27 protein-coding genes are annotated in these 26,046 nt (G+C 63.5%); 11 read left to right on the top strand and 16 right to left on the bottom strand.

From position 1 onward, the window contains the following. The first annotated feature begins 133 nt into the window (after nt 1–133). Together AC5I5I_RS15750 and AC5I5I_RS15745 are read left to right on the top strand one after the other, a co-directional pair. On the top strand, nt 134–517 hold the full coding sequence (locus AC5I5I_RS15750; RefSeq protein WP_495974672.1) for a response regulator: 384 nt from the start codon (nt 134–136) through the stop codon (nt 515–517). Nucleotides 518–529: 12 nt separating this feature from the next. Beyond that, nucleotides 530–1,189: an FMN-binding negative transcriptional regulator gene (locus tag AC5I5I_RS15745; RefSeq protein ID WP_495974670.1), complete on the top strand. Its 660-nt coding sequence runs from the start codon at nt 530–532 to the stop codon at nt 1,187–1,189. A 4-nt stretch (nt 1,190–1,193) separates the two neighbouring features. Here AC5I5I_RS15745 and AC5I5I_RS15740 read toward each other — a convergent pair whose 3' ends face one another. Beyond that, nucleotides 1,194–2,222, bottom strand: a complete 1,029-nt coding sequence (locus AC5I5I_RS15740) for an alpha/beta hydrolase (RefSeq protein ID WP_495974668.1) — start codon at nt 2,220–2,222, stop codon at nt 1,194–1,196. A gap of 137 nt (nt 2,223–2,359) precedes the next feature. On the opposite strand from AC5I5I_RS15740, the gene AC5I5I_RS15735 reads away from it, so the two are divergent. From AC5I5I_RS15735 to AC5I5I_RS15725, 3 genes are read left to right on the top strand one after another with little or no spacing between them, the layout of a single operon-like run. After that, the gene (locus AC5I5I_RS15735) at nt 2,360–3,100 is read left to right on the top strand and encodes an SDR family NAD(P)-dependent oxidoreductase (protein WP_495974666.1); all 741 of its coding nucleotides are present in this window, start codon (nt 2,360–2,362) and stop codon (nt 3,098–3,100) included. An 11-nt stretch (nt 3,101–3,111) separates the two neighbouring features. Beyond that, entirely contained in the window at nt 3,112–3,822 is a 711-nt protein-coding gene (locus tag AC5I5I_RS15730; protein ID WP_495974664.1) for an ABC transporter substrate-binding protein, read from the top strand. After that, nucleotides 3,819–4,148 carry a cupin domain-containing protein gene (locus tag AC5I5I_RS15725; protein ID WP_495974662.1) on the top strand — a complete coding sequence of 110 codons (330 nt, stop codon included), beginning with the start codon at nt 3,819–3,821 and terminating at the stop codon, nt 4,146–4,148. Before AC5I5I_RS15730 ends, AC5I5I_RS15725 begins: the two co-directional genes overlap by 4 nt. Nucleotides 4,149–4,178: 30 nt before the next feature. On the opposite strand, the gene AC5I5I_RS15720 is transcribed toward AC5I5I_RS15725, so the two are convergent. The 5 genes from AC5I5I_RS15720 to AC5I5I_RS15700 form a co-directional block, all read right to left on the bottom strand. After that, nucleotides 4,179–4,613, bottom strand: a complete 435-nt coding sequence (locus AC5I5I_RS15720; RefSeq protein WP_495974660.1) for a response regulator — start codon at nt 4,611–4,613, stop codon at nt 4,179–4,181. 135 nt (nt 4,614–4,748) lie between these two features. Then, nucleotides 4,749–6,359, bottom strand: a complete 1,611-nt coding sequence (locus AC5I5I_RS15715; RefSeq protein WP_495974658.1) for an N-acyl-D-amino-acid deacylase family protein — start codon at nt 6,357–6,359, stop codon at nt 4,749–4,751. A gap of 155 nt (nt 6,360–6,514) precedes the next feature. Beyond that, nucleotides 6,515–7,507 carry a Bug family tripartite tricarboxylate transporter substrate binding protein gene (locus AC5I5I_RS15710; protein ID WP_495974656.1) on the bottom strand — a complete coding sequence of 331 codons (993 nt, stop codon included), beginning with the start codon at nt 7,505–7,507 and terminating at the stop codon, nt 6,515–6,517. Between the two features lie 275 nt (nt 7,508–7,782). Continuing rightward, nucleotides 7,783–8,766, bottom strand: coding sequence for a Bug family tripartite tricarboxylate transporter substrate binding protein (locus AC5I5I_RS15705; protein WP_495974654.1), 984 nt, complete (start codon nt 8,764–8,766; stop codon nt 7,783–7,785). Between the two features lie 113 nt (nt 8,767–8,879). Beyond that, on the bottom strand, nt 8,880–9,815 hold the full coding sequence (locus tag AC5I5I_RS15700; protein ID WP_495974652.1) for a dihydrodipicolinate synthase family protein: 936 nt from the start codon (nt 9,813–9,815) through the stop codon (nt 8,880–8,882). A gap of 162 nt (nt 9,816–9,977) precedes the next feature. Between AC5I5I_RS15700 and AC5I5I_RS15695 the strand changes: the two genes are divergently transcribed. Then, nucleotides 9,978–10,955 carry a LysR family transcriptional regulator gene (locus AC5I5I_RS15695; RefSeq protein WP_495974650.1) on the top strand — a complete coding sequence of 326 codons (978 nt, stop codon included), beginning with the start codon at nt 9,978–9,980 and terminating at the stop codon, nt 10,953–10,955. A gap of 197 nt (nt 10,956–11,152) precedes the next feature. On the opposite strand, the gene AC5I5I_RS15690 is transcribed toward AC5I5I_RS15695, so the two are convergent. Next, complete coding sequence (locus AC5I5I_RS15690; protein ID WP_495974648.1) at nt 11,153–12,742, bottom strand: winged helix-turn-helix domain-containing protein; 1,590 nt, start codon at nt 12,740–12,742, stop codon at nt 11,153–11,155. Between the two features lie 200 nt (nt 12,743–12,942). Here AC5I5I_RS15690 and AC5I5I_RS15685 point away from each other — a divergent pair, with 200 nt between their 5' ends. Next, the gene (locus AC5I5I_RS15685) at nt 12,943–13,929 is read left to right on the top strand and encodes a Bug family tripartite tricarboxylate transporter substrate binding protein (RefSeq protein ID WP_495974646.1); all 987 of its coding nucleotides are present in this window, start codon (nt 12,943–12,945) and stop codon (nt 13,927–13,929) included. 59 nt (nt 13,930–13,988) lie between these two features. Next, nucleotides 13,989–14,987, top strand: coding sequence for a methyltransferase (locus AC5I5I_RS15680; protein WP_495974644.1), 999 nt, complete (start codon nt 13,989–13,991; stop codon nt 14,985–14,987). 57 nt (nt 14,988–15,044) lie between these two features. Here AC5I5I_RS15680 and der read toward each other — a convergent pair whose 3' ends face one another. The 7 genes from der to AC5I5I_RS15645 all read right to left on the bottom strand — a co-directional run bounded on the left by der (nt 15,045) and on the right by AC5I5I_RS15645 (nt 21,218). Next, complete coding sequence (gene der / locus AC5I5I_RS15675) at nt 15,045–16,421, bottom strand: ribosome biogenesis GTPase Der (protein ID WP_495974642.1); 1,377 nt, start codon at nt 16,419–16,421, stop codon at nt 15,045–15,047. A gap of 42 nt (nt 16,422–16,463) precedes the next feature. Next, nucleotides 16,464–16,988, bottom strand: a complete 525-nt coding sequence (locus tag AC5I5I_RS15670; RefSeq protein ID WP_495974640.1) for a hypothetical protein — start codon at nt 16,986–16,988, stop codon at nt 16,464–16,466. A gap of 4 nt (nt 16,989–16,992) precedes the next feature. After that, complete coding sequence (locus tag AC5I5I_RS15665; RefSeq protein WP_495974793.1) at nt 16,993–17,586, bottom strand: tetratricopeptide repeat protein; 594 nt, start codon at nt 17,584–17,586, stop codon at nt 16,993–16,995. Nucleotides 17,587–17,871: 285 nt separating this feature from the next. After that, nucleotides 17,872–18,363, bottom strand: a complete 492-nt coding sequence (locus AC5I5I_RS15660) for a hypothetical protein (RefSeq protein ID WP_495974638.1) — start codon at nt 18,361–18,363, stop codon at nt 17,872–17,874. 74 nt (nt 18,364–18,437) lie between these two features. Next, nucleotides 18,438–18,605, bottom strand: a complete 168-nt coding sequence (locus AC5I5I_RS15655; protein ID WP_495974636.1) for a hypothetical protein — start codon at nt 18,603–18,605, stop codon at nt 18,438–18,440. A 146-nt stretch (nt 18,606–18,751) separates the two neighbouring features. Continuing rightward, nucleotides 18,752–19,732: a Bug family tripartite tricarboxylate transporter substrate binding protein gene (locus AC5I5I_RS15650; RefSeq protein ID WP_495974634.1), complete on the bottom strand. Its 981-nt coding sequence runs from the start codon at nt 19,730–19,732 to the stop codon at nt 18,752–18,754. A gap of 13 nt (nt 19,733–19,745) precedes the next feature. Next, on the bottom strand, nt 19,746–21,218 hold the full coding sequence (locus AC5I5I_RS15645; protein ID WP_495974632.1) for a sulfatase family protein: 1,473 nt from the start codon (nt 21,216–21,218) through the stop codon (nt 19,746–19,748). A gap of 139 nt (nt 21,219–21,357) precedes the next feature. Here AC5I5I_RS15645 and AC5I5I_RS15640 point away from each other — a divergent pair, with 139 nt between their 5' ends. Beyond that, on the top strand, nt 21,358–22,245 hold the full coding sequence (locus AC5I5I_RS15640) for an NAD(P)-dependent oxidoreductase (RefSeq protein ID WP_495974630.1): 888 nt from the start codon (nt 21,358–21,360) through the stop codon (nt 22,243–22,245). A gap of 33 nt (nt 22,246–22,278) precedes the next feature. After that, nucleotides 22,279–23,247: a Bug family tripartite tricarboxylate transporter substrate binding protein gene (locus tag AC5I5I_RS15635; RefSeq protein WP_495974628.1), complete on the top strand. Its 969-nt coding sequence runs from the start codon at nt 22,279–22,281 to the stop codon at nt 23,245–23,247. A 7-nt stretch (nt 23,248–23,254) separates the two neighbouring features. Here the strand turns inward: AC5I5I_RS15635 and AC5I5I_RS15630 are convergent, their stop codons facing one another. Beyond that, nucleotides 23,255–24,232 (bottom strand): Gfo/Idh/MocA family protein, encoded by a 978-nt coding sequence (locus AC5I5I_RS15630; RefSeq protein ID WP_495974626.1) that lies wholly within the window; start codon nt 24,230–24,232, stop codon nt 23,255–23,257. 98 nt (nt 24,233–24,330) lie between these two features. Here AC5I5I_RS15630 and AC5I5I_RS15625 point away from each other — a divergent pair, with 98 nt between their 5' ends. Next, nucleotides 24,331–24,717, top strand: a complete 387-nt coding sequence (locus tag AC5I5I_RS15625; RefSeq protein WP_495974624.1) for a carboxymuconolactone decarboxylase family protein — start codon at nt 24,331–24,333, stop codon at nt 24,715–24,717. A gap of 47 nt (nt 24,718–24,764) precedes the next feature. Here the strand turns inward: AC5I5I_RS15625 and ampC are convergent, their stop codons facing one another. After that, nucleotides 24,765–25,934 (bottom strand): class C beta-lactamase, encoded by a 1,170-nt coding sequence (gene ampC, locus AC5I5I_RS15620; RefSeq protein WP_495974622.1) that lies wholly within the window; start codon nt 25,932–25,934, stop codon nt 24,765–24,767. Nucleotides 25,935–26,046: the final 112 nt, after the last annotated feature.

The following is a 26,046-nucleotide window of genomic DNA, read 5'->3' as shown; positions in this document are numbered from 1 at the left end:
AGCCGGAACGAGCGAATCCCGCGGCGGCAGGGGCTTCGCTCTCACGTGACCGGGCTTACACCTCTGCCTCAATGGAGGTATGCTCTGCTCCCTCGGGCGCCACAGCCCTCCCTCACCTGAGTCAAACCATGTCATGAGTCCGGACCGCCGCCCACTTGTCCTCGTGGTCGAGGATGAAGCCCTGCTCCGGGAGATGATCGCGTTCGAGTTCGAGATGTCGGGCTTTCAGGTGGTCGATGCCGGCAGCGCCGAGGAAGCGTTGCTGCGCCTGAACGATATCGGCGTGCTCGATCTGCTGTTCACCGACATCCGACTGCCGGGCATGGACGGGTGGTCGCTCGCAAGCAAGGTGCGGGCGCTGAAGCCGGATGCACCGGTGATTTATGCCAGCGGCAATGCCGAGCGTCAGGAATTGCTGCCGCGCAGCGAATTCATCCAGAAACCTTACCGCACCGAGCAGATTTTTGCGGTCGCAGCCGGACTCGGCGTCGACCTGCCGGGCGTGACGATGGACTGAACAGGCCACGCGATGCTCTACATCCCGCCGGCCTTCCGCGAGACCGATCCCGCGATCCTGCAGGACGAAATCCGGCGGATCGGCTTTTGCAGCCTCACCACGATCGGCGCAGATGGGCCCATCGTCAGCCATGTTCCGGTCATGCTCGACACATCGGCCGGGCCGCTCGGACAGTTGCGCTGCCATGTCGCGCGCGCCAACCCACAATGGCGCGACAGCGACTTCTCGAAACCCGCGCTCGCCATCTTCATGGGACCGGACGCATATGTTTCGCCGTCCTGGTATCCGTCCAAGGCGGAGCACGGCAAGGCGGTGCCGACCTGGAACTATGTCGCGATCTGCGCCCGCGGGCATATCGAGGTGTTCGACGAACGCGACGCGCTTCATGCACATGTCGGCGAATTGTCGGACCGGCACGAGGCCGGCTTCCCTGAGCCCTGGCATGTCGGCGACGCGCCGGCCGATTACATGGAGCGCCAGCTCAAGGGCATCGTCGGCCTCCGGTTCAGCATCGAAGCGCTTGAAGGCAAGCTGAAACTGAGCCAGAACCGCAGCGAGGCCGACCGCGCCGCAGTCGCCGCCGCGCTGTCCGCTTCGTTCGATCCGCAGGCGCGCGATGTCGGCGCTATGATGCAGAACCACGATGCTTCAGGCCGCGATGCGTCGCGGTAGCCCGTTAGCCGCCGAAATGCCGCGTCAGGAACGCGCGCGCGGCCTCGAACGCGATCTCTCCATCCGGCAGCAGATGCGGAAAGAAATAGAAGCCGTGCGGCATGCGCGGACGGATGAGATGCTCGACCGCGACCCCGGCCGTTGCGAGGTTGGCGGCGAAAGCGGTGTTGTCGTCGATCATCGGATCGGCATCGCCGGACACGATCAGTGCCGGCGGATAGCCCTGCAGATCGCCGCGTGCGGGGCTGACATGCGGATGGTCGCGGTTACGGCGTGACACGACATAGGCCCCGCGGACATAGCCGACAAACGCCGTGTCATAGACGATCCCGAGCGGCGCCAGCCGTTCGAAGGACTCGAATTGCTCGCATTCGAAGTCGGTGATCGGGCATAGCAGCAGGACCGCCTGCGGCGCCACACCGCCTTCGTCGCGCGCCTTCAGAGGCAGCGCAGCCGCGAGATTGCCGCCTGCGGAATCGCCGGCCACCGCGATGCGAGAGGGATCGCCATTGACCGCAGCGCCATCGCTCTGCATCCAGGTGAGCGCGGCGAGGCAATCGTCGAGGCCGGCGGGAAACGGCCATTCAGGCGCCAGCCTGTAATTGACACTGAGCACCACGAGCCCGTTCTCCATCGCCAGCCGGCTGGTGATGTAGGCGGTGTCATCCGAACTGCCGACGGTGAAGCCACCGCCATGGATGTAGAGGCACATCGGCATCGGCGCGCCGGATAGGGGCGGCGTATAGACCTGGCAGCGCACCGGGCCCATCGCCGAGGGGATCATCCGTTCGGTCACGGCGACCTGCGGATAAAGGCTTGCGGCACTCGGCGGCAGCGTCGCCGGATCGAGCTTGGGGCCGCCGATATAGCCGGTGCGAACCGGTTGGATCATCAATTCGCGTAGCGTCAGCGGGTGCCGCAGCCGGTTCAGGAGATCGTAATAGGGGGCGGCCGGGTCTGCGGGATCGATATGCGACACACCGGGTCCGTTGCGCAACTCGTCGACCGGTGTCCCCGTGGTGGTCACATACATTGGCGCTCCCCTCCATGAACGCGGCGGGGGCAACAAGCGCCCTCGCCCGCCTTGTCCTCCCATGTCACTGGTTTGTGTTTTGTGAATGTCTCTACTATGGATGCGGCCTCCCAATTCCACAGATAGCGGAACCTGCCTTGACCCCGCCCCTCTCCGGCCGCACAGCTCTCGTCACCGGCGCCTCGCGCGGCATTGGCCGCGCGGTGGCGCTCGCGCTCGCGCAGTCCGGCGCGCATGTCATCGCGGTCGCCCGTACCGTCGGCGGACTGGAAGAGCTCGACGACGAGATCAAGACTGCCGGCGGCAGCGCCACGCTGGTACCGCTCGACCTGAAGGATTACGAGGGCATCGCGCGGCTCGGCGGCGCGCTGTTCGAGCGCTTCCAGACGCTCGATGTGCTGGTCGGCAATGCCGGCATTCTCGGTCCGTTGTCGCCGCTCTCTCATGTCGAGCCGAAGGCTTGGGACGATGTGATGGCGGTGAATGTCACCGCCAACTGGCACCTGATCCGCTGCATGGAGCCGCTGCTGCTCAAGAGCGACGCGGGACGCGCGGTGTTCCTCTCATCCGGGGTGTCGTGGATGGCGCGCGCCTATTGGGGGCCCTATGCAGTGTCGAAGGCCGCGCTCAATACCATGGTCCAGACCTGGGCAGCCGAAACCGTCAAGACCAATCTTCGCGTCAACCTGTTCACGCCCGGGCCGATCCGCACCCGGATGCGCGCACAGGCGATGCCTGGCGAGGACCCGATGTCGCTCGAAACGCCTGAACAGGTCGCTGAAAAAATCGTCGCGCTTTGCCTGCCGTCCTGCACCGACAGCGGCAAAGTTTATGCGTATCCGAAGAAGCGGTTCCTGACCTTTCAGGAACCGCAATAGCGCTCCATGGCATGACGGCACCGACCATTACACCAGGGGTGCTGCGCGTGGGATCGGCCCTGCCGGACCCGCCGTTTGAATTCGTCAGCGACGGCAAGGATAGCGGTTTCGATATCGAACTGATGCAGGCGATCGCCGCGGAGCTCGGCTTGCAATGGCGGCTGGTGGTCTTTCAAGGGAGCAATTTCAACGACATCTTCGATGGCCTCGCCGACGGGCGCATGGATTGCATCGCCTCAGGCACGACCGTTACACCCGGCCGCGAACGCAAGGCCCTGTTCTGCGAGCCATACATTCATTCAGGCCAGAGCCTGGTCTGCAACATCGCGGCCACACCACACCTTCGCTCGATCGACGATCTCCGCGGTCTCGTGCTCGCGGTGCAGGACGGGAACACGTCGCAACCGGTGGCGCAGCGCCTGAAAGATGAAGGCCGCGTGGGCGATGTGCGGGTTTACGCCTATCACGACATCGCAACCATGCTGGACGATCTCGATGCCGGCAGGATCGCGGCGGTGATGAAGCTGGCGCCGGTGATGAACTGGTTTGTGAAAGACCGCCCGCATCTGCGCGTGGTACAGAAAGGGATCACCAGCGAGGATCTCGCGATCGCGACCGGTCTCGGCAACGAGACGCTGAGACAGGCGATCGACACCGCTCAGGCGCGGCTGCGCGAGAACGGGACGCTCCCACGTCTCATCGAGAAATGGATTGGGTCATGATCCGTTGCATCCGCCTGTTCACCGGTCCGGACGGCCGCTCCCATGTCGAGCCCATCACGCTGGCAACAGGCGCCTTGCAGGCTTCAAAGGCTGTGCATGTCGAGGAAACCGCTGCGGGCTCAGCCCTCGACTGGCATGTTGCGCCTTGCCGGCAATATGTCGTCACCCTTTCCGGCACGCTGGAACTCACCACCCGCGACGGCGAAACCTTCGTGCTGAAACCCGGTGATGTGCTGCTGGCAGAAGACACGACCGGCACCGGTCATCGCTGGCGGTTGATCGACGACCAGCCGTGGCGGCGGATGTATGTGGAATTGGCCGACTGAGCGCGCGCCAGCCGAGAGCGCGCCGGCTGCCTACAGCCCGCCGTCCCGAGCCGCCTTCTGCCGGGCCGCCATAGACGCCATGATCGCGTCGATCAGCGTGTCGCGCAGGAAGGGCTTGCGCAAAAACGCGGCGCCGTTGATTTCGTCGGCCTGCTGCTCGAATACCGGATCGATCGAGCCGGTGATGAACACGATCGGAAAATCCGGTTCTGCGTCCTGAAGGTGCCGCGCCACCTCGATACCATTCATGTCGCCAAGCTGCACGTCGATGACAACGCAATCGGTACTGGTGGTTTCGGCGTGAGCGAGAAATTGCTCCCCCGACTCGTATTGCTCGACCGTCATCCCGGTCATTTCGAGCAGCCGCGCAAGGGCGTTGCGCAGCAGCGCATCATCGTCGATCAGCGCAATGGAGGTGCCGGAATGCGGTAGCGCGGAATCGCTCGAAAAGGCGTATTGGCTCATGCCCCGACAACGCCGATCGCGTCGATTGGCCTCGGACAGAACGAGTCATTTTTTCTAGCAGATTATTTCAGGCGAGCATTGCGGCGGACCGGCCGGACGCCGCTACCGCCCGATCACAGTCTCGCAGACACGCGGTCAGCCAACCGCCCCAGCTTCGTCACGCCGCAACACCTTGCCGGGCAGCGCGCCGGTATGCTTGGTGTTCTCGATCACGACCTCGCCGTTGACCAGCACCGTGGTCCGTGTGCCGGTGGGGTAGCGATGCGGATCGGCATAGGTCGCCTGATCCTTGAAGTCCGCCGGATCGAACAGCACGATGTCGGCGCGATAGCCTTCCTTCAGCAGGCCGCGATCCTTCAGCCGCAGCGCCTTCGCTGTGAGACCGGTCATCTTGTGGATCGCGCGCTCGATCGGAATGACACCGAGTTCGTGCACATAATGCCCCAGGATGCGCGGGAACGTGCCGTAGAAGCGCGGATGCGGCATGCCCTGGCTGGTAATGCCGTAGTCGGCGACGCAATTGCCGTCGGAGCCGACCAACGCCTGCGGCGATTTCACGATGGCGCGGATATCGTCTTCCGAAATCGAGATCACCAGCACGCGGGTCGCGCCCTTGTCCTCGATCATGTAGTCGCAGACCACGTCGATCGGATCGTGGCCGCGTTCCTTCGCCAGATCGGCGATGGTGCGCCCGGCATATTGCGGCAGGTTCGGCGTGATCGAGATCTGCACGCAATCCCAGTCCGGAATCCGGCCCCAGTTGTTCAATCCATCGCGCTCGATATCGGCGCGGATGCGGTCGCGGGTCTCCTTCAGCTGCAGCCGCTCCAGCATCGCCGGGACGCCGCCAGCCTGCACCCATTGCGGCATCAGGTTTTTCAGCGGGTTCGATCCGGCCGTATAGGGATGCGAGTCGCAATCGACATCGACGCCGCGCGCCTTGGCGTCGGCGATCATCTGCAGGCACCGCTGCGCCTTGCCCCAATTGTCCATGCCGGAGCATTTGAAATGCACGATCTCGACATGGATCTTGCACGTCTCGGCGATGTGGATCGCCTCTTCCACCGCTTCGATCACATGGTTCGACTCGTCGCGGATATGGGTGAAGTAACCGCCGTTGTAGCGCTTCACCACGTTGCACAGCGCGATCATCTCGTCCGGCGCGGCATACGATCCGGGCGACGTGAACAGGCCCGACGACAGACCCAACGCGCCAGCCTTCAGCCCGTCTTCCAGCAGCGCGATCATCGCCGCCAGTTCATCAGCCGTCGGCGCGCGCTGGTCCATGCCCATGACCATCAACCGCAACGTGTTGTGCCCGACAAGCATGCCGGGATTGAGCGCGGTCGCCGGAAACGTATCGAGATAATCGGGAAACGAGAGTTCGCGGAACGGTAGCCACGGCGCCGACGGACTTAAATAGTCGCGCAGCAATTCGACCTTACCGGGGAGCACCGGCGCGACCGAGAATCCGCAATGGCCGATGATCTCGGTGGTGACGCCCTGCCGCAGCTTGCTTTCGGCCTTCGGGTTGATCGGCAGCGTGAAATCCGAATGCGTCTTGATGTCGATGAAGCCCGGCGCCACCGCCAGACCCTCGGCATCGATCACGCGCGCGGCATTCGCCGCAATCGAGGGTGCGATCTTCGCGATGACGCCGTCGCGCACGAGCACGTCGGCCTTGACGCCGGGATTGTCGGCGCCGTCGAATACCAGGCCGCCCCTGATCAGAATATCGGAAGTCACGTCGGATCATCTCCACAACAGAAAACCGGGCTTCGGTCATGCCCCGCGAAGGCGGGGCCTCCAGTCAGCCGTGAAAGCTACGTCATAGACTGGATCGCCCGCTTTCGCGGGCGATCACACATTTGGCGCGATACGTCTCCAGCTGGAATGAGCAATCAGTCCGCGCGGATGCCCGCCGCCTTCAGCACCTTGCCCCAGCGGTCGGCTTCCTCGGCGATATATTTCTGCGCCTCGGCACTGCTGCTGCCGACGGATTCATTGCCGAGCGCTGCGAACTTCTCTTTCACTGCTGGCGATTGCACCGCCTTGGCGATCTCCTGGCTCAGCTTCTCGACCACGTCCTTCGGCGTATCCTTCGGCGCAATCACAGCATACCACGCCTCGACCGCATAGCCGGGCACGCCCGCTTCAGCGACCGTGGGCGTATCCGGCCAGCTCGGCGAGCGCTGCGGCGAGGTCACGCCGAGCGCGAGCAATTTGCCGTCCTTGACATGGGTCTGCGCAATCAGCGGCGACATGAATGCGATCGGCACCCGTCCGGTGAGCAGATCGGATATCAGGTCGTTGGTGCCCTTGTAGGGAATATGCTGGATGTCGACCCCGGCCTGCTGCTTGAACATTTCCGCCGCCAGATGCAGCGACGAGCCATTGCCGCCGGAGCCGTAGTCCAGCTTGCCGGGCTTGGACTTGGCGAGGTCGATCAGTTCCTTCACCGACTTCACGCCGAGCGAGGGATGCACCACCAGCACCAGCGGGCCCTTGGTGACGATCGAGACCGGCGCGAACTGATCGAAGGAATAACCGACTTTCGAGAACAGCGACGGATTCGTGGCGTAGGCCATCGCCGGGAGCGCGATCGCATAGCCGTCGGCCGGCGCGCGGCCAAGCGCCTCGATCGCAATATTGCCGCTACCGCCGGCGCGATTCTCGATGACGATCTGCTGGCCGAGCGACTTTGACAGTTCCTGCCCCAGCAGCCGTGCGATCACGTCGTTCGGGCCGCCCGCCGGATAGGGCACATAAAGGTGCACCGGGCGCTCCGGATAGCCCTGCGCCAGCGCCGGGCCCGCAGCCGCGGCCCCGAACAGAAAGGCTGCCGAAAGGGCGATGGGAAGACTGTGGCCAAGCGGGCGCTTCAGAAATGACATGCGTAACTCCGGTGATCTCTTTTGTTTTGAGCCCTGGATCGCTCCTCCGGCACCCGGTTCTGCGCCGGGTCTGGCCGAATGATCGCATGCGGGACGCGGCCTGCAAAGCTTACCATTGTCGCGGCGCGCCGCGCGCGGTGCCGGGATCAGGCGCACTTTGGGTTGCAAGGCGGCGCGTGAAAGGACTGGGGAATTGAAGGCGTCCAGAAATGAAAAGGCCGGGCCCTGCATGCGGCCCGGCCCGGCATCTCACGATAGGCTTTCGCCGGCTTGGCTCAAACCGGCTCGAACCTGGCTTTCGCCAGCAACTCGGAATTCCTAGCAACATACTTCGCGGCATAGTCCCCGAACTGCTGTGGCTGCTCGATGACCGGCTCGATCCCAAGTTGCGCGAGACGCCCGTCCGAATCAAGCTGCTTCACTGCGTTGTTCGCCATCCGGTTGATGGTTGCAACAAGCTCGGGCGGCATGTCCTTCGGCCCCCACAGCCCGTACCATGAAGCGTGATCGAAACCGGCAAGGCCGCTTTCCGCAATCGTCGGAATGTCCGGAGCGAGCCGCGTACGCTTGCCCGATGTCACCGCAAGACCGGTGACCTTCTTGTCGCGGGCCATCGGCAGCAACGCCAGCACCGGATCGATCAGAAGCTGGATATGGCCGCCTGCGACATCGTTAAGTGCTGGTGCCGTTCCGCGATACGCCACGATTTGCGTGTCGAGTCCGGCCGACTGATTGAAGGCGAGTGTCGCCAGATGTCCCGGCGCACCGAGATTGGCGGTGCCGAAGGTCCATTGACGCTGATCTTTCTTGATGGCGGCGATCAGTTCGCCGACGGTTGCGGGCTTACGGTCCGGTGCCATGACCAGAAGCATCGGCGCCTCCCCGACACGGGCGATCGCGGCAAAATCCGACAGCGGATCGTACGGAGCATTCTTGAGGACGTGACGCGCCATCACATGCGTGGCAGCGGAGAACAGCATGGTATACCCATCGGCCGCTGCGGTCTTGACGGCATTGCCGCCAATGGTCGCATTGCCGCCCGGCCGGTTGTCGATCACGAACACCGCCCCGGTCTGCTGCGCCATCTTTTCTGCCAGCAGGCGGGCGTACACGTCGACGCCTCCACCCGCGGCGAACGGAACGATGATCCGGATCGGGCGGCTTGGAAATTTGTCGGGCTGCGCCAGCACCGTCGGGCCGATCGCAGTCGTGCCGGCGAAAGCTGCGGTTGCGCACAGAAAGTTTCGGCGTGAAATCATGCTGTCCTCCCTTGTGAAAATTATTGTGGGATCGGAGTTGCCGGCACGGCATCCATGGACGCCATGCCAGCGAGATCCGTACCGGCGCTCTTTGCGGCGCCTTGGAGTCGTCTTCAGGCCGCCTTGTCGGTAACAAGTCCCGCCGAACGAAGCGCGTCGGCGATTTCGATTTCCGCGCCGGGCTCGAGCGGCAGCAACGGCGAACGAACGGTCGCGTGTTCGAGAATGCCGCGCGTGACCAGCCCGTGCTTGAGCGCCACCGTACCCTCCATATGCGATCCTCGATGATAGACCGTGCGGGTGACCGGGAGGAGCTGGTCGTGGATTGCGCGGGCGCGCTTGTAATCTTTGACCTTGCCCGCATGGATCATCTCGATCAGCGGCTCCGGCGTCAGGCTGCCGTATCCGACCAGCGCTCCGTCCACATCGAACATGGTGTGCAACAGATACTCGTCGTGGCAGGTGAGGATCTGGAGGTCCGGACGCTCCCTGCGGATCACCGGGATTTCGGTATCCCAGCGGCGCATGTTGCGCACGCCGTTCTTCATCGCAAACACGCCCGGCTGCGCAGCGATATCGAGCTGCGTTTCGAGATTGTAGGTGGCCTTGGTGGCGTCGGGATACTGGAACAGGATCAGAGGAAGGCCGCTCTCTTCATAGATCGCGCGATAGCGATCCTGCGGCGCGCCCTTCTGGTAGCCGAAACGCAGCCAGCCGTGTGACGGATAGACGAGCCCAGCCTGCGCGCCTGCCTTCACCGCGCGCTTGGCTTCCGCAGCCGCGACCTTGGTGCCTTCGAGCGTGATACCGGCGATCACCGGTACACGGCCGTTGGTGGACTGGACAAAGCTCTCGATGACGGCGGCCTGCTCGTCCTGCGTCATGAACGTGCCCTCGCCGGCATGGCCGAGAACAGTGAGCCCCTTCACGTCCTTGAAGCTGCCGAGCCAGGCACCGAGCCGCTTGATCGCGACATGATCCACCGCGCCATCGCGGGTGAACGGGGTGACAGGCGCGGGGACAAGGCCTCTCAGGTCGAGTGCTTTCATGGCGGTTCCTCCTGTTGCGAATTGGTTGGCGCCTTGACCGGGCTGGTTGCCGTCCCGGCCGTGCGGCGGCTTGCGAAGAAACCCTACGGCCCAATTCGATATTCCAGAAGACGCAAATCCATTCTTTCAGATATACTGATTTTGTATTTCTGGAGCGGCGCAATGGACCCGGCGACCTGGAAGATTTTCATCGATGCGGCCGAGTTCGGTAGCCTCAGCAAGGTCGCGGCGACGTATGGCACCAGCCAGCCACAAATCAGCCGACTCATCGGTGAGCTCGAACAGGAATGCGGCGGCCGCCTGTTCCGGCGGACCGGCCGCGGCGTGCAGCTGACTGAATTGGGCGAGCGCATCGCGCCGCGTATCCGCGCATGGATTGCCACGACGGACGAACTGGCCAGCGACATTCGCACGGCCGCGGGAACGCCGATCGGCCGCGTCCGGATCGGCAGCCTGCCCTCCACCGCGCATCCCTTGCTCACCACGGTGTTCGCCCGGCTGAAAAGGCAATATCCGCAAGTCCAGGTCGCGGTGCGCGAAGGTCAGGGCGCGCAACTCGAAACCTGGCTCGACGAAGGCAGTGTCGATCTCGCCATCCTCTTCCGCACCAGCCCGGTGCCGAAAAACGGCGACACTTATCTGTTTGCTGCGCCGACCTATCTGGTCAGCGCCGCTGGCGACAAGCTGACGGCGCAGGCCAGCGTCGAGTTTTCGTCGCTGCACGAATTGCCGCTGGTCTCGTTCTGCCGCCCGAGCGCTTGGCGCAATCAGCTGGAGGAGCTTGCGCTGGAGCGGCAGGTCTCGCTGAACGTGGTGCTGGAAGCGGATTCGCTCAGCATGCAGACGAACATCGTCGCGCAGGGCGGCGTCTATGCATTGCTCGGGCCGCTTGCGGTTGCCGGCGCTTCGCGCACCCTGCCCTTGCAGGCGTCGCGCATTGTCGCGCCGACCGTCACCCGTCATGTCGCGCTTGCGATGTCTCCCCGCGGCAAGACCACGCTCGCCTGTCAGACGGTGATGCAACTGATCCGTGAGGTTGCGAACGCGGGCGTGACGGTCCCGGATTTGCGAGAGCGCGGATCCGCGAAAACTGCTCCGGCCGTCCGCGCACGCCGGCCTGCGAGGACGCGTAATCGTTAGGGTCCGATGCGAGACGCTCGCGTCCGCGCTGACGCTTGCTCGTGCACGACCCGTCTCACCGCCTCGTTTTCCGCCCCGCATGGTGATCGACTTCCGGCCGAGGCTTGCCCGCGGAGCCGCGCTCGGCGCCGGCGCCGTCTGGGTTTGACGCACCCAAGCCTGCGCCTCCGACGCAAGCGAACCTCGCCCTGCGCCTCTTATGGAAACCCGCTCTGACGCAACGGTTCGAACAAACTCTCTGCGTCGCGCGAATTGCTGAAAACGGAGGACATCGGCCAGCGCGCAGAGGTGAGTTGGGGCAGCCGTTTCAGGATGTCTGCGACCACCACCTTCGCTTGATTATGTTGCCCGAGCCTGTGCAACGTAGCCGCCAGTACCGCCTGACCCGGCACATGGGGTGCGCGGCCTCTGCACTCGCGAAGCGCGGCCAAAGCTTCGGGGTAGCGCTCCTGCATGTAGAGCGCGATGCCGCGGATGACCGGAAGCATCGATCCATAAAACGGGTCAAGGCGGACATAGTCGCGTGTGACATCCAGCGCTCGTTCCGGCTCACCGGCGAAGGTGAGAATGAGCGGGAAACGATAATCGACGAAGCTTGAGTTGAGAGCGAGCGCCTTCTCGAATTCCGCGATAGCGGCATCCGGCTGGCGCAGCCAGGCATAGGCCCAGCCAAGTTGCGCGCGTGCAAGCGGCATGTTCGGATCGAAACCGACAGCCCGGCGTGCAAGATCGACGCCGTGCGCGAGGTCGTTTTGATTGCCCAGATCGGGAGACGTCGGATCGGCATAGGCCCGGACATAAGTATGTCCGAGCTTGGCGCAAATCTTGGAATTCTCCGGATCGATTCTGAGGGCTTCCGCATAAAGCCGGCGCGCTTCATAGACGAACTTCGCGTCCCAATATTGTTCTGCCAAGGTTTGCGCCTGGTCGCCGCGCAAAGTCAGATCGTACGCCGTCCACGAACCGGCTGGCTTGCGCGAGACCCGATCTATCTCTGCATTGCCGAGATGGGCGACGACGATCGCGACAATCGATCGCGTGATTTCGTCCTGGACGGCGAATACGTCACCGAGTGCGCGATCGAAGCGTTCGCCCCACCGCTGCACGCCGGATTGCGCGTCGACAAGCTGCGCCGTGATCCTGATCCGGTCATCGAAGCGGCGTACGCTGCCTTCGACAAGATATCGCACGCCAAGCTGGCGACCGGCCTCCCGCACATCGACAGGCCGGCCCTTATAGCTGAACGACGAATTTCGCGCGATGACAGACAGATCGGAAAATCGCGACAGACCGCTGATCACATCCTCGGTGATGCCGTCGCTCAGATAATCCTGGGTCGGGTCGCCGCTCAGGTTCGCAAACGGCAGCACGGCAATAGACGGCCCTTCGATCATGTGATGGCCGGGACGCGGCGGCAGAACTGCGTCGTTCGCGGTCTCCGGCGGCGCACCTTGATTGGCGGCTTCGGCATCACCGGCGCCATTGACCGCAATTGCGAACAAATAGCCACGCCTTGGCACGGTCTTGATGACACGTTGGTCCGAATCTCCGAGCGCTTGCCGCACCTCGCTTACGCACTGCGTCAGCGACTCTTCGGACACGGTCACATCTGCCCACACCGTACCGAGCACGTCTTCGCGCGAAACCAGGCGGCCCGCGTTCTCGATCAGATACCGCAGCACTTCGAAGCTCTTGGGTCGTAGAAAGATGTCTCCTGCTTCGCCGACCAGCGTTCCGCGAACGCAATCGAGCGTCCATCGGTCAAACGTATAGCGCGGCCCGGACATGGGTTTCCCGTTGATCACAGCTTGGAAGGTCGATGCCGTCTCGTTTGGGCACTTTTTGAGAGAAATTTCAGCCATCCTTCAGGTCAAGTCAAACCGGCTATGCTGAATTGGGCTGAAGGTCGGGGCCTCAGCCAACTCCGGCAAGTACACGAACAAAAAGGCGAACAGAATCATCCTGCTGTCCTCAGAAGGAGGAAGACGTGACCAGACTCCGCCTCGCCGGCACGGCCGTTATCACAATGCTGCTCGCAACGTCGCTCGCTGCGGACCCTTCAGCCGCGCAAGCCGACTATCCCACCAGACCGATCAAGATCGTCCTGCCGGTGCCTCCCGGTACCGCCCTAGATGTCGTCACGCGTGTGATTGCCGATCAGATGTCAAGCAGTCTCGGCCAACAGATTCTGGTCGAGCCACGGCCCGGAGCCGGCGGGTTGCTTGCAGCGCAGGCGGTGGCGGAGGCACCGGCCGACGGTTACACGCTGCTTGGCGGCGCTGCGGGCATCTTTACGATTCTGCCTGCGCAAATGGACAAGCTGCCGCTCGATATGGGCCGCGATTTTACCCATGTCGGAATGATCGTCGGCCGTGGCGTGATGTTCCTGGCAGTGCCGCCCAAGCTCGGCATCAAGTCGTTCCCGGAATTGGTCGCCCGGATGAAATCGAAGCCGGGCGAGATCGTGATCGGCACCAACGGCGCCGGCACGCTTCCGCACTATGCCGGCTTGCTGCTGCAGAAAAAGGGCGGATTGCCTTTCACACTCGTGCCATACAACAAGGGCGGTACGCCGGCGGTTGTCGGCGATATCATGGGTGGCCGCGTCAACGCGACCATTGAAGCCGCATTCGGTCTGCGCGGTCCGTTGCAATCCGGCGATCTGCAACTCATCGGCGTGATGTCCACGGAGCGCGATCCTGATTTTCCCGACGTGCCAGCCGTCGCGGAGACGCTGCCGGGCTTGACTGCCATCGGCTTCATGAGTCTTGCCGCGCCAGCGAAGACACCCGAACCGATCGTGCGGCGGCTGAATGAGAGCCTCAATCAGGCGCTGGCTTCCCCGGCGGTGAAGCAACGTTTCGCCGAACTCGGTGTGCCGATCAGCATCGTTTCGCCGGCGCAGGCAACCGCGTTCGTCGACCAGCAACGCGCGATTTGGCTGCCGCTGGTGAAGGACCTGGAAGGGCGCTGACCGGAGCCGAGTGAGGTGAAGAGAAAGCAGGCGCTCCTCTTCCCGGGAACATTGCCGCCATGAACCACAGAGCCCAACTCGTGCGACTGATCCACGGTTTCCAAGCCAGCCAGGCGATTTCCGTCGCGGCGGCGCTGGGGCTTGCGGATCAGCTTCGCGATCGGCCTGCCGGCACGGCCGAGATCGCGCGCGCCGTCGGAGCCCATCCCGATGCGCTCGGCAGGCTGATGCGCGTGCTGGCCAGCATAGGTGTGGTGCAGAACGCCGGTGCAGGTCGTTTTGTGCTGACCGCGATGGGTGAGCTTCTCCGCCGGGACGTTAGCGGGACCTGCGCACCGATGGCTGAATTGTTCGGCCGGCCGAATGTCTGGCAGGCCTGGGGAGACCTTCTTCATACCATCCGAACCGGCGATACGGCATTCGATCATGTGCACGGCTGCAGCGTCTGGGAATACCGGTCCCGGCATCCGGAAGAGGCCGGCGTTTTTGACCGCGCCATGGCATCCGGCACCGGTCGGTTCGCTCAAGCCGTACTCGATGCATACGATTTCGGACGCTTCGAACGTGTCGTCGACGTCGGCGGGGGTGACGGCATCTTCCTTACGAAAATTCTGGAACGCCATCCGGCAATTCGCGGCACCCTTTTCGATCAGCCGCACGTTATTGCCCGCTCCGGACCGCCCGATCCGCAGATAGCAAACCGATGTCAGCTTGTGGCGGGCGATTTCTTCAACAGCGTGCCGGAAGGCGGCGATGCCTATCTGTTGAAGTGGATCCTGCACGATTGGAGCGACACGGCTTCGATTGAGATCCTGAAATCGTGCCGCAGGGCGATGAAGCGGGAGAGCCGCCTGCTTGTTGCGGAGTATGTCCTTGATACCGAAGCCTCGCCGGACGGAGCGTTGATGGACCTGACAATGATGGTGATGAATGGCGGTCGGGAACGCACACGCGACGAGTTCTCATCGATCTTTGCCGCTGCGGGCTTCCGGTTGGATTCCGTCACATCGACAACGACTCCGTTCTGCTTGCTCGAAGGAACGATAAACCGCGACTAGCCCGTCTGAGCCTCGCCTCTGCGTCGGCTGAACAAGTCGACGAAGATTTCTTCCCCCTCACCTCTGCCGTGTCTTCCGCCCCGCATACGGATTGACCTTCTCGCGCAGCGTGATCCGGATCGGCGTGCCGGGCAGATCGAAGGCTTCGCGCAGGCCGTTGGTGAGATAACGCAGATATTGCTCAGGCACCGCGTCGGCGCGGGTGCAGAAGATCACGAAGCTCGGCGGGCGAGCTTTGGTCTGGGTGATGTAGTTGAGTTTCAGGCGGCGGCCCGACACCGCGGGCGGCGGATGCGAGGCGATGGTGTCCTCGAACCAGCGATTGAGCGCGGCGGTCGGCACGCGCTTGTTCCAGACCGCATACGCATCGAGCACCGCACGCATCAGCCGGTCGATGCCCTCGCCGCTCTGTCCCGACAGCGCAACGATCGGCACGCCCTTCACCTGCGGCAGCCAATGATCGACTTCCGACCGCAGCTTGCCGGCGGAGCCGCGCGCGGCGCCCTTCAGGTCCCACTTGTTCATGCCGATGACCAGCGCGCGGCCCTCGCGCTCGACCAGGTCGGCGATGCGCATGTCCTGCTCCTCGAACGGACGCTCCGCATCCATCAGCACGATCACCACCTCGGCGAAGCGGATCGCCTCCAGCGCATCGGACACCGCGAGCTTCTCGACCTTCTCGTCGATCCGCGACTTCCGCCGCATGCCGGCGGTGTCGTGAAAAAGAAAGTGATGCCCTTCCCAGGTGAGAGGCACAGAGATGGTGTCGCGGGTGATACCGGCTTCCGGTCCGGTGAGCAGGCGCTCCTCGCCGAGCAGCCGGTTCACCAGGGTCGACTTGCCGGCATTCGGCCGGCCGACCACCGCGACCCGGACCGGGCGGGCGAGAGACTGGTCGTCGTCAGCGTCGGCGCCATCCGTCCCGGCCGAAGAATGCCAATCATCCAAGACGGTCTGCAGCGCATCGTACAGATCAGACAGACCTTCGCCGTGTTCGGCCGATACCGCGACCGGTTCGCCGAAGCCGAGTTCATAGGCTTCCAGCGCGCCGGCGGCGCCGGCCTTGCCCTCGGCCTTGTTGGCGACCAGGATCGCGGGCTTGCCGGATCGCCGGACCACCTCGGCAAAGGCCTGATCCGCCGGCAATAATCCGGCGCGGGAATCGATGATGAAGAGGATCGCGTCGGCTTCGGCGATCGCGGTGCGGGTCTGCGCCTGCATGCGCCCGGACAGGCTTTGCGGCGCGGCGTCTTCCAGGCCCGCGGTATCGACCAGGGTGAAGTCCAAATCTCCAAGCCGGCCAAGGCCTTCACGGCGGTCGCGGGTGACGCCGGGCTGATCATCGACGAGCGCGAGCCGCCGCCCGACCAGCCGGTTGAACAGCGTCGATTTGCCGACATTGGGCCGGCCGACAATCACGACTTTTGGAATCATGGGACGATCTTAGCGGCGCACGCACGTGCATGCGCGCTTTCTTTACCGCGTGAAGGTCCCCGAGGCCGGCGGTGCCGGCCATGCGCCGGCAGCGGGAGCCTGTTGTTGCTGGGGTTGCTGCTGCTGAGCCTGCGGCGCCGGCCAGACCCCGGACGGCTGCTGTTGTTGCGGCTGCTGCGCTGGGCGCGGCGCGGCCGTTCGAGGGGCCGGCTGTGCGTCCGCTTCCGGCTCGGGCGGCGGAACAGGCCTCGGCCGCGCGACTTTCTTTGGCTGCGGACGCGGCTTTTCCTGCGCCGCGGGCTGCTGCTGCTGAGCCGGCGCCAGCGCCTGTTCGGGCAGATTGGTCGGATTGTCGGGATTCCCCCGGATCAATTCCGGCGGAACGCCTTGCGTTACGCCCGGCACGCCGCCCGGGAACACCTCACGGCGCTCGCCGGGAAGCTTCTTCTTCCCGTCCGGGAACCAGTATGCGGGGTCCAGTTCCAGCTCGCCACTCGCACAGCCGGACAGGCCGAACGCGAAACCGATCGCGGCCAGTACGAGCATGCATCGGCGCGGAGCGGCCATCGCGCTACCCCTTCGCGAGGCCTGACAGAAGCGTCAGCGACTCGACCCGCGCGCGCATCTGTGCCGGGCTTTCCGCATCGCCGGCGATCAGGTCAGCCCAGCGCTGCAGAGCCTTCGGGTCACCGGCCCGGAAGGCCGAAAGAGCCAGCAATTCACGCGCGGTATGGCGGAACGGGCGGCCTGTTGCAGCGACGGCTTCGAGACGCCTTTCCATATCTGGGAGCGACGCGGTGTCGACCAGCAGCAGCCCGGACCGGATTGCCGCGAGGTCGCGGAACCGCTGATCGAAGCTGGTATCGGCGGCAATCGCGTCGAATTGGGAGACGGCGGCGGAGCGGTCGCGGGCGCTGATGGCTTCGGCCTCGCGCAGGCGGGCGAGCACGCGATAGCCGCGGTTGCCGTCCGCGGAAATCCGGGCGAAATCCTTCTCGGCTTCGGCGAGCTTCCCCGCCTCGGCCAGCGCGGACGCTGCTTCGAATTGTGCGCCGAACTCCGCAGCCCTTTGATTTTGATAGTATTCCCAGCCGCGCCAGCCGGCGATGCCGGCCACGAACAAAACCACCAGGATGAGGATGTAGAGACCATATTGGTCCCACATCCGTTTCATCCGTTCGCGGCGGACTTCCTCATCGACTTCGTTAAAGATATCGGCCAAGCGCTTGCCCCCGGGGCGTCATTGAGCCCGCTTCTATACCGGCTCGACCGCAGTCGCGTAAATCAGCGATATGGCGCGGGCAAGGCAAAATCCGCACGCCCCGGCCGTTAACCTTCGTAAAAACATGGTTCCTCGGCCGCGAGCATGGCCGGAGCACCGCCGAGCGGCCTGTCCCCACATGCTCGCCGGTCTAACGCGCGGCTCCTTAAGTCCGCCGCCGCCCGGCCGCTATCGCGCCACCTTCAGGTCGCGATCGATGGCGTTCGCCACCCAGGCTTCCGGGGAGATCCGCTCGGCCGCCGCCTTCGCATTGATCGCATCGATCGCCGCCGGCCGGAACGGCACGTCGAGGATCACCGCGTCGGCGCTGTCGAGGGCATAGACGACCCGCACGATCCGGGACGCAAAGCGCGCCACGCGCGCGCGCTTCTGGTCATCGCTCAGGGCAGTGTTGCGCGCGACCGTGGGACAATAGGACGCGATCAGGCTGTCGACGACAATCGCACTGGAGATGCCCTTCGCACGCAGGTCGCCGACTGCGGCATTCAGCTTGGTCACCTCGTCGAGCGCATCGCCTGCCGGTATCGCCTTGGCGATCATCTGATCCTGAGCGGCGTTGGCGCCGGGTGTTTTGACCGGGCAGACAAACGCAGCGGACGCAGCTGTCGATCCGCAAGCGACAATCGATGACACCACCGCGGCGAGTACAGCTTTTCGCATTGTCGTCATTCTCACTTCCTTGTGTCGCACATCATCTCGAAACGACAGCCCGGCTTGCATCAACGCGTCGCCGATCACGGAAACCATCCGAAAATCCGGCTCGCGCACCAGATCCCCAGAACGATCGCCGTACCCAAAAGCCAGACCACGCCGGTCCGCGCGAACGACGCCGCACCGATCGCCACCACGGCGACAACCGCAAGAATATCGATCGCTTTCATGTAATCGGCGATGAAGGTCATGGGCGTCCGGATACGGGATGAATCGTGATGCTGTGATTCCCGCCAGCATATCTCACCACGATGCGCGCTCAAAACGCTGTCGGGCGATATCGCGCGCCATAGTTGGCGAGCATCCCCGCCGCGACAGCAAAATGCACGATTCAAGTTTACTCAATCTTGATATCGAGCTTTTTCATCAGGGTTTCGTATTTTGCGATGTCAGCCGCGTAAAACGCGCCCCAGTCTTCGGGCGAACCGGCCCCATTCTCGGCGCCAAGCGAATCCATCAGCTTTCCCAGTTCAGGGGTCGCGAGGATCGCCTTCATCTCCGAATTGAACCGTTCGGTAATGGCACGCGGCGTGCCCGCCTTGATAGCTACGCCATGCCATTGCGCGAGGTCGAAGTCCGCGAAGCCCAACTCCTGCATCGTCGGAACGTCCGGAAGGGAAGATATGCGTTTGGACGTGGTCAATGCGTAACCCCGCATTTTCCCAGCGGCTATATGCGGGATAACCGGGCCCGCCCCGATGACGATTAATGGCACGTGGCCCGCCATCGCATCCTGAATCGCGGCGCCACCGCCGCGGTATGCGACGTGCAGGATCTTGGTCCCGGCGACCGCATTGAGCAGTTCCCCCGCCACATGATGCGATGAACCGTAGCCCGCGGTTGCGTAGCTCCAATCCTCAGGCTTCGCCTTGGCTGCCGCTATCACAGCTTTCAGGTCAGGTGTCGGACGGCTCGCAATTCCCGCAATGATCATCGGCTGCGTCACCATCCTGATGACCGGATCGAGGCCACGGCCGATAACGGGCACCGTCTTGTCGGCATAAACCTGAGGCCCGCCAAGACTGAGAAGTGTGTAACCATCCGCGGACGAATTGGTGACCTCACGTGTCGCAATCGTTTGCAGACCACCGGTCTTGTTCTCGATCACGATCTTCTGGCCGAGCCGCTCGGACAGTTGCGCCGCGATCGCTCGCGTCAACGGGTCGGTCGTGCCGGCGGGCGGGAGCCCAATCAGCCATCTGATCGTTCGTTCTTTCGGCCAATTGCTCTCCTGCGCGAACGCGTGCGACCGAAGCGCCGGCGACGCAATGATCGATGAACCGGCGATGGCGCCTTTCAGAAAATCCCGGCGTTTCATACGCAACAACTCCTCACGCGCGCGGTTGACCAGCCGCTGCGCCATTCGGGGCCGGCGTTCCGCTCGCAGCCCCCTTACCAAGTTCGAACACAGCGTCCGGACCACCAAGACGGTCAATCAAGGCAGCTTGATCCCGCTTGGCCCTACGGTCAACATCATCAGGATCGCAAATCGCAGCTAGCTGCCGTTTCATGTCCGCAACGATTTCGGAATATCGAGCCAGCGGCGCGAGATTGGTCGTCTCCTCCGGATCAGTGTCGAGATCGAACAACTCCGGCGCGTGGCGAACGTAATGATGATACTTCCATCGCCCCTTTCGCACCATGAAAGCGGCTGTGTTCGATCCAACGGCATGATATTCACTGAAGACCACGCGTTCGGGATCAGCAGGCTTTGAGGCAATCTGGAATAGCGAGCGGCCCTGAGCGTCTGGAACCGCCTGCGCCGGGTTGAGGCCTACGGAATCGATGATTGTCACCGACAGATCGATGAGACTGACTGGCGTCTCGCAGACGCCAGAACCAATCCCCGGTCCTGCCATGATCAAAGGCACGTCAACGGATTCGCGATAGAGATTGGACTTTCCCCATTGTCCGCGAGCGCCGAGGTTGTCGCCGTGGTCTGAGGCATAGATCACGCGCGTTTCATCCAGCAGCCCGGCTCGCTCGATCGCGCCAATCACTCGCCCGACATTCGAATCGAGCCATGAGACGAGGCCGTAATAGGCCGACATGGCGGTGCGCCGCTCCGCGTCATCCTTCAACGTCTCGTCCTGACTCCAGAACCTCTCGTGATCCTGTATCCACGGATGAAGCGCATGGCCGTTGCGCGGGAGCAGCTTCGCCCCGGGCATGGTATCCGGCGGATAGAGATCGAAGAATTCCTGCGGCGCAACGAGCGGAAAATGCGGTGCAACGAGACCGACATAGAGGCACCACGGCTGATGCATGGTCGCGCCCCTGTTCGTGAGCCAGTCGATCGCGAGATCGGTCACTGCGCCGTCGTAGCGCGTATAATCGGATTCTCCCGGCCCTATATAGTCTCCGAGCATTCGCTTGTTGGTAGGGCGCCTGGTCGGCAGCGGGTCGCGGATCGATGCCCAGACCATTCCGACACCCTTGTAAAGATGCATCGGAATGTGTTCGCGATCGAATCCTGTCGGCAGGTCAGCTTTCTGATAATGGAGCTTGCCGATCGACTCGACCGGAATTGACGCTTCCTGGAGCGCGTGCCCCCAGCCACGCACACGGCCATCGTAGGCGATGGAATTGTCCCAGTAACCGGTGCGGTTCACGTACTGCCCGGTCGCAAACGCCGCGCGGGCGGGAACGCAGATCGGGCTCGGCGTGACGGCATTGGTAAAGCGCGTGCCGCGGGCAGCCAGTCGATCCAGATTTGGAGTTCGCACGAAGGGATGTCCGGCACAACCCATCGCCCGCGCCTGATGCTCATCGGACATGATGATAACGGTGTTGGCGGGCTTCACGCTTCTCCACTCCGGCACGGGACCGCGATCCCTACACCACAGCGCGTATCAAACTGGACGACGAATGGAAAGTGCGGCGCCGTTCGATCCGCGCTAAAGAACTCACGGTCGCAAGAGCCGCATTCGGGAAAGCATCCAGATGACATCCCTCCCCGTTTCAATCATCGGTTTTGGGCTGATGGGCGAGGTCTATGCCGCGCGCCTCATCGCCGCAGGCATTCCGGTCCGGGGCTTCGACATCGACCCGGCCCGCCGGACACGGCTTGAGGAGATCGGCGGCGTTTCCGAAGACAACATCGCGGCAATGCTGGCCACGCCATCCCGCTGTATCCTGCTCGCTGTATTTTCGACAGACCAGGTCGAGGATGTCGTCGACACGTACATTCTTCCGGTCCGCGAGCAGACACCGGATGTGACCATCGTCTGCACGACCACAGCCGATCCCGATCGCATCGCTGCGCTCGCGGCGCGGGTTGCCAAACACGGCATCCGCTTTCTCGACGTGCCGGTTTCCGGCACCAGCGAACAGGTCAGGCGGGGCGACGGCGTCGCGCTGATCGGCGGCGACCCCGACATCGCTGCCGCTCTCGCCGACATTCTCGAAGCGCTGTTCGCGCGCAGCTTTCATATCGGCAAAGCCGGCGATGGCGGCCGCGCCAAACTGGCGGTCAATCTCATTCTCGGGCTGAATCGGCTTGCACTGGCCGAGGGCCTGGTCTTTGCCGAAAAACTCGGTCTCGATCCCGAAGCGTTTCTGGAGGTGGCCAAAGGTTGGGCCTCCTATTCGCAGGTGATGGAGACGAAGGGACCAAAGATGTTGCGCGGCGACTTCTCACCCGAGGGCCGCGTGAAACAGACGCTGAAGGACTGCCATTTAATGCTGGACCAGGCGGCGTCCGCCGGGCAAACATTGTCGATGCTGGAAGTCCATGCTGGCGTTCTCGAAGCCTGCGTGCGGGCCGGAGAAGCCGAGATGGACAACAGCGCGATCATCAACGAAGTGCGCCGTCGCGGTAGCAAGGGATAAACCCTCGACCGGAACGAGGCGCGAGGAGGATCCATGCTCAATCGCGCTCTCTTTGCAGCGATGCTGTGCGTCTTCGGTTTTTCCGCGCCCGCGGCTGCGCAGGATTTTCCGACCCAGCCAATTAAAATGATCATCCCGTTCGGTCCGGGCGGCGGCACCGACATCGTCGGACGCATCCTTGCCGAGTACATGCAGAAGAAGCTTGGCAAGCCGGTGGTGGTCGAGAACAAGCCGGGCGCCGGAGGCATTCTCGGCAACGAATTCGTCGCGAATGCCGCGCCGGACGGATACACGATCGCCCTGATGACCGCCGGACAGGTCATCGCCGCGGTGACGCGCAAGCAGATGCGCTATGACACTCTGACCGCCTTCACGCCGATCGGCATGGTCGCGACCGCGAGCCTTGCCATCGTCGCCCGGCCCGACTTTCCAGCGAACAACGTGAAGGAGCTGATTGCCGTCGCCAAGGCCGACCCGAACAAGGTGGTTTTCGCGAGCCCGGGCTTTGCCGCAACCCAGCATTTCGCCGGCGAGATGTTCAAACAGGCCGCAGGGGTCGAACTGCTGCACGTGCCGTTCAAGACCACACCGGAGGCAATGAATGCCGTGGTCGGCAAACATGCCGATATTCTTTTCGATACGGTATCGGCGGTGTTGCAGCAGGTTGAGTCCGGCCAGCTCAAAGCCCTGGCCGTGACCGGCGCGGAACGCTTCCCGGCCATGCCGAAAGTGCCGACCGCGGTCGAATCCGGGCTCGTGCCCGGCTATGACGTCACCACCTGGTACGGCATGTTCGGGCCGAAAGGCATCCCTGCCCCAATCGTCGCCAAGTTGAATGCGGTGCTCAACGAGGCGCTTGCGGATCCGGATGTGAAGGTACGGCTCGAACGCGCGGGCGTCGTCGTCAAAAGCTCGACACCGGCGGAGTTCGGTACGTTCCTGACCAATCAATACCAAAGCTTCGCAAAGACCCGCGAGGCCGCAGGCATTCAGCAACAGTAACGTCGCGCTAGCTTCTGGTCACCGACACGGGTGCACCGGTCCTGATTGATTGAATAGTCGCCTCGAACGCGCCGGCCACGTCGAGCATCTCTCCGGTCGGCACCGGAAACGGCGATCCGGTCTCGATCGTGTCGGCAAATGCCTCGATCAGGACCCCGAGCGAGTCGGCTGCCGGAAGCTCTCGGGTCACCGGCTGTTGCCCGATCGGCGCGACGGTGATCGTCGTTTCGCCGCGCGCCTCGGCCCAGCCGCCGGTCCCGAAGACATGAACGCGCCAGAACATCGGACCGGCACGCACCGTCGCGACCTGTCCGGTCGCACCGCTTTCGAACTCAACGAAGGCGGCGGCGACATCGCGCGGATCCGGCGGCGGTTTGCGTGAAAATAATTTGGCGTCGACGGTGGCGATGGGCCCCGCGAGATTGACCAGCGCATCGATCACATGCAGTCCGGCGCCGGTCATCCCGCCACCGGGCGAGACATCCGGATCGTCGCGCCATCCGCCGGTGACGCGGGTCGAATGTTCGTTGGTGAAATGGCCTTCGACATGCAGGACGTCGCCCAGCGCGCCGGTCGCGACCAGCGTCTTGAGCTCCAGCATGGCGGGAAAGCAGCGCTTGTTGTTGCCCAGCGCAAACGGAACGCCGGCCTTGGAGCAGGCCAAAATTGCGCGCTCGGCCTCGCGCCTGGTCAGCGCCAGCGGCTTTTCGGACCAGACCGGTTTGCCCGCAGCCGCCACCGCCTCGACTTGCTCGACATGAAGCGAATGCGGTGTGGCGAGAAAAATCGCATCGATGCCGGGGTCACCGACGACGTCGGCAAAGTCGCGCGACAAGGTCAGGCGGTTGGCTCTGGCGAAATCGGCAACGGCATCCGGATTGCTGTCGACGCCACGCACGAACCGCAACCGCCGACTTTTCCCCTGAACGGACTCGACGATGTTGCGGCCCCAGCGTCCGAGGCCGATGATGGCGGCATTGATCATGGCAGGACTCGCGTCGGTACGCCGGGGATGTGGTAAAAGTCGCAGCCTTTCTATACGCAGTGTCCGGCGATCGGATCAACCGCGAGCAAGGAACGGACATGGACGGCGACGAGCAATACCAACGCGGCCTTAAACTGCGCACCGAGATGTTCGGCCGCGACGCCGTCGAGAAGCGCATGGCGGCCTTCGGCGAACTGGGCAAGCCGCTGCAACATATCATCAACGCCTATTCGTACGGTGACGTGTGGAGCCGGACCGCACTGAAGCCGGAGATGAAGTCGCTGGTCATGGTCGCGATGATGGCGGCGTCCGGCCACATGAACGAATTGCGCGTCCATCTCAACGGGGCGGTGAAGAACGGTTGCTCGCTCGAAGAGATTCAGGAGGTGCTGCTGCTGCTGACGCTCTATTGCGGCATTCCCGCCGCCAATGAAGCCCACCGGATCGCAGCCGAGGTGTTGCGCGAACACAAGCTTATGACCTGACACAGGCCCCGATCGGACGCCGATGCGATCGCCGCAACGCACTTCGCCTATTGCGCCCTACGGTCCTGCGCCAGCGCGTCCAAAACCGATAGAGCTGCTGTGATGCGCGCCGGCGCGGGGATGCTTTTGTTCACCAGAATGACGATGCCGACCCGCTGCGCCGGGACGAAGGCCGCATAGGCGCTGAAGCCGGCCGTACCGCCGGTCTTGTTGAACAGCGCCGGCCCGGACGGCGCGCGCGGCGGATCGAGTAGCGTCGCGGCATTTGGCTTGAAGACCATGTCGTTTGAATTGCCCGCAAGCAGCTGCTTCAGCGGCACCGCGTAAGGATATTGCTCCCAGCCGAATCCCTGCACCATGCCGCCGATGCGGAAATAGCCGACATGGGTGGCCTCGACCGCGCGCCGCAGCGCGGGCTCGAGCGTGTCGGGACGGATATTGTCCTCTACGAATTTAAGCAGCCCGGACGCATTGCATTTCAGCCCGTAGGCCTCGGCATCGAGCACCGCCTGCCCCATCCGCCGCGGCGTGTTGCCCTTGTAGCCCTGCGCATAATCCTGCGCCCGCGACGACGGAATGCGGATGAAGCAGCCGCTGACGCCGAGCTTCGGCAGCAATTGCGTTTCCATCAGGTCGGGGAAGTTGCCCTGCATGGCGAGCGCGGCGATGTGACCGACCAGCCCGATGCTTGGGTTGGAATAGAGCCGCACCGCGCCCGGCCCGGCCTTGATCTTCAGGTTTTGCATGAAAGCTTCGGCTTCCGCGAAAGTCTTGATGGCGTTCGGCAGATGCAGCGGCAGGCCGGCGGAATAGGTGCCGAGATTGATCAGGCTCGCTTTGTCGAGCGCGCTGCCGCGCAGAGCCGGCATGTATCGGCCGGGATGGTCAGTGAGCGACAGCTTGCCCTGCGCCTGCGCGAAGCCGGCCAGCGTCGCGGTGAACATTTTCGAGATCGAGCCGATCTCGAACAGCGTATCGGCATTGACCGGCGCACCGGTGTCCTTCGATGCGACGCCGAAATAGAAGAGGTGCTGCTTGCCGCCAGCGGTGACGCCGACAGCGAGGCCGGGCACATCATGCTCCTTCATTAAAGGCAGGATGGCGCGATCGACGGCGCTGCGGACGGTGGTGGCGTCCTGGGCGTGGAGCGCTATCGGCAACATACATGCTGCGACTAAGAACGCGCAGGGCGCCAGACACGAAGAGAGGCGCAGCATCAGTGTTTCCCGAGCGCTTCGGTTGGCAGTCTGCGGCAAGTCGAGCATGCGCGACAACTCTCCTTACATATTGTCCATGGCGCAATCCGCTCCGCGTCTTGCGCCCTACGAT

It is taken from the genome of Pseudorhodoplanes sp., assembly GCF_059499825.1.
The sequence above is the reverse complement of the archived record's forward strand: the minus strand, read 5'-3'. Positions and strand labels throughout refer to the sequence as shown.

Coding starts and splice junctions, on each gene's coding strand:
- AC5I5I_RS15750 (WP_495974672.1), top strand. CDS start 134: ATGAGTCCGGACCGCCGCCCACTTGTCCTCGTGGTCGAGGATGAAGCC.
- AC5I5I_RS15745 (WP_495974670.1), top strand. CDS start 530: ATGCTCTACATCCCGCCGGCCTTCCGCGAGACCGATCCCGCGATCCTG.
- AC5I5I_RS15740 (WP_495974668.1), bottom strand. CDS start 2,222: ATGTATGTGACCACCACGGGGACACCGGTCGACGAGTTGCGCAACGGA.
- AC5I5I_RS15730 (WP_495974664.1), top strand. CDS start 3,112: ATGACGGCACCGACCATTACACCAGGGGTGCTGCGCGTGGGATCGGCC.
- AC5I5I_RS15725 (WP_495974662.1), top strand. CDS start 3,819: ATGATCCGTTGCATCCGCCTGTTCACCGGTCCGGACGGCCGCTCCCAT.
- AC5I5I_RS15720 (WP_495974660.1), bottom strand. CDS start 4,613: ATGAGCCAATACGCCTTTTCGAGCGATTCCGCGCTACCGCATTCCGGC.
- AC5I5I_RS15710 (WP_495974656.1), bottom strand. CDS start 7,507: ATGTCATTTCTGAAGCGCCCGCTTGGCCACAGTCTTCCCATCGCCCTT.
- AC5I5I_RS15705 (WP_495974654.1), bottom strand. CDS start 8,766: ATGATTTCACGCCGAAACTTTCTGTGCGCAACCGCAGCTTTCGCCGGC.
- AC5I5I_RS15700 (WP_495974652.1), bottom strand. CDS start 9,815: ATGAAAGCACTCGACCTGAGAGGCCTTGTCCCCGCGCCTGTCACCCCG.
- AC5I5I_RS15695 (WP_495974650.1), top strand. CDS start 9,978: ATGGACCCGGCGACCTGGAAGATTTTCATCGATGCGGCCGAGTTCGGT.
- AC5I5I_RS15690 (WP_495974648.1), bottom strand. CDS start 12,742: ATGTCCGGGCCGCGCTATACGTTTGACCGATGGACGCTCGATTGCGTT.
- AC5I5I_RS15680 (WP_495974644.1), top strand. CDS start 13,989: ATGAACCACAGAGCCCAACTCGTGCGACTGATCCACGGTTTCCAAGCC.
- der (WP_495974642.1), bottom strand. CDS start 16,421: ATGATTCCAAAAGTCGTGATTGTCGGCCGGCCCAATGTCGGCAAATCG.
- AC5I5I_RS15670 (WP_495974640.1), bottom strand. CDS start 16,988: ATGGCCGCTCCGCGCCGATGCATGCTCGTACTGGCCGCGATCGGTTTC.
- AC5I5I_RS15665 (WP_495974793.1), bottom strand. CDS start 17,586: ATGTGGGACCAATATGGTCTCTACATCCTCATCCTGGTGGTTTTGTTC.
- AC5I5I_RS15660 (WP_495974638.1), bottom strand. CDS start 18,363: ATGCGAAAAGCTGTACTCGCCGCGGTGGTGTCATCGATTGTCGCTTGC.
- AC5I5I_RS15655 (WP_495974636.1), bottom strand. CDS start 18,605: ATGACCTTCATCGCCGATTACATGAAAGCGATCGATATTCTTGCGGTT.
- AC5I5I_RS15650 (WP_495974634.1), bottom strand. CDS start 19,732: ATGAAACGCCGGGATTTTCTGAAAGGCGCCATCGCCGGTTCATCGATC.
- AC5I5I_RS15640 (WP_495974630.1), top strand. CDS start 21,358: ATGACATCCCTCCCCGTTTCAATCATCGGTTTTGGGCTGATGGGCGAG.
- AC5I5I_RS15635 (WP_495974628.1), top strand. CDS start 22,279: ATGCTCAATCGCGCTCTCTTTGCAGCGATGCTGTGCGTCTTCGGTTTT.
- AC5I5I_RS15630 (WP_495974626.1), bottom strand. CDS start 24,232: ATGATCAATGCCGCCATCATCGGCCTCGGACGCTGGGGCCGCAACATC.
- AC5I5I_RS15625 (WP_495974624.1), top strand. CDS start 24,331: ATGGACGGCGACGAGCAATACCAACGCGGCCTTAAACTGCGCACCGAG.
- ampC (WP_495974622.1), bottom strand. CDS start 25,934: ATGCTGCGCCTCTCTTCGTGTCTGGCGCCCTGCGCGTTCTTAGTCGCA.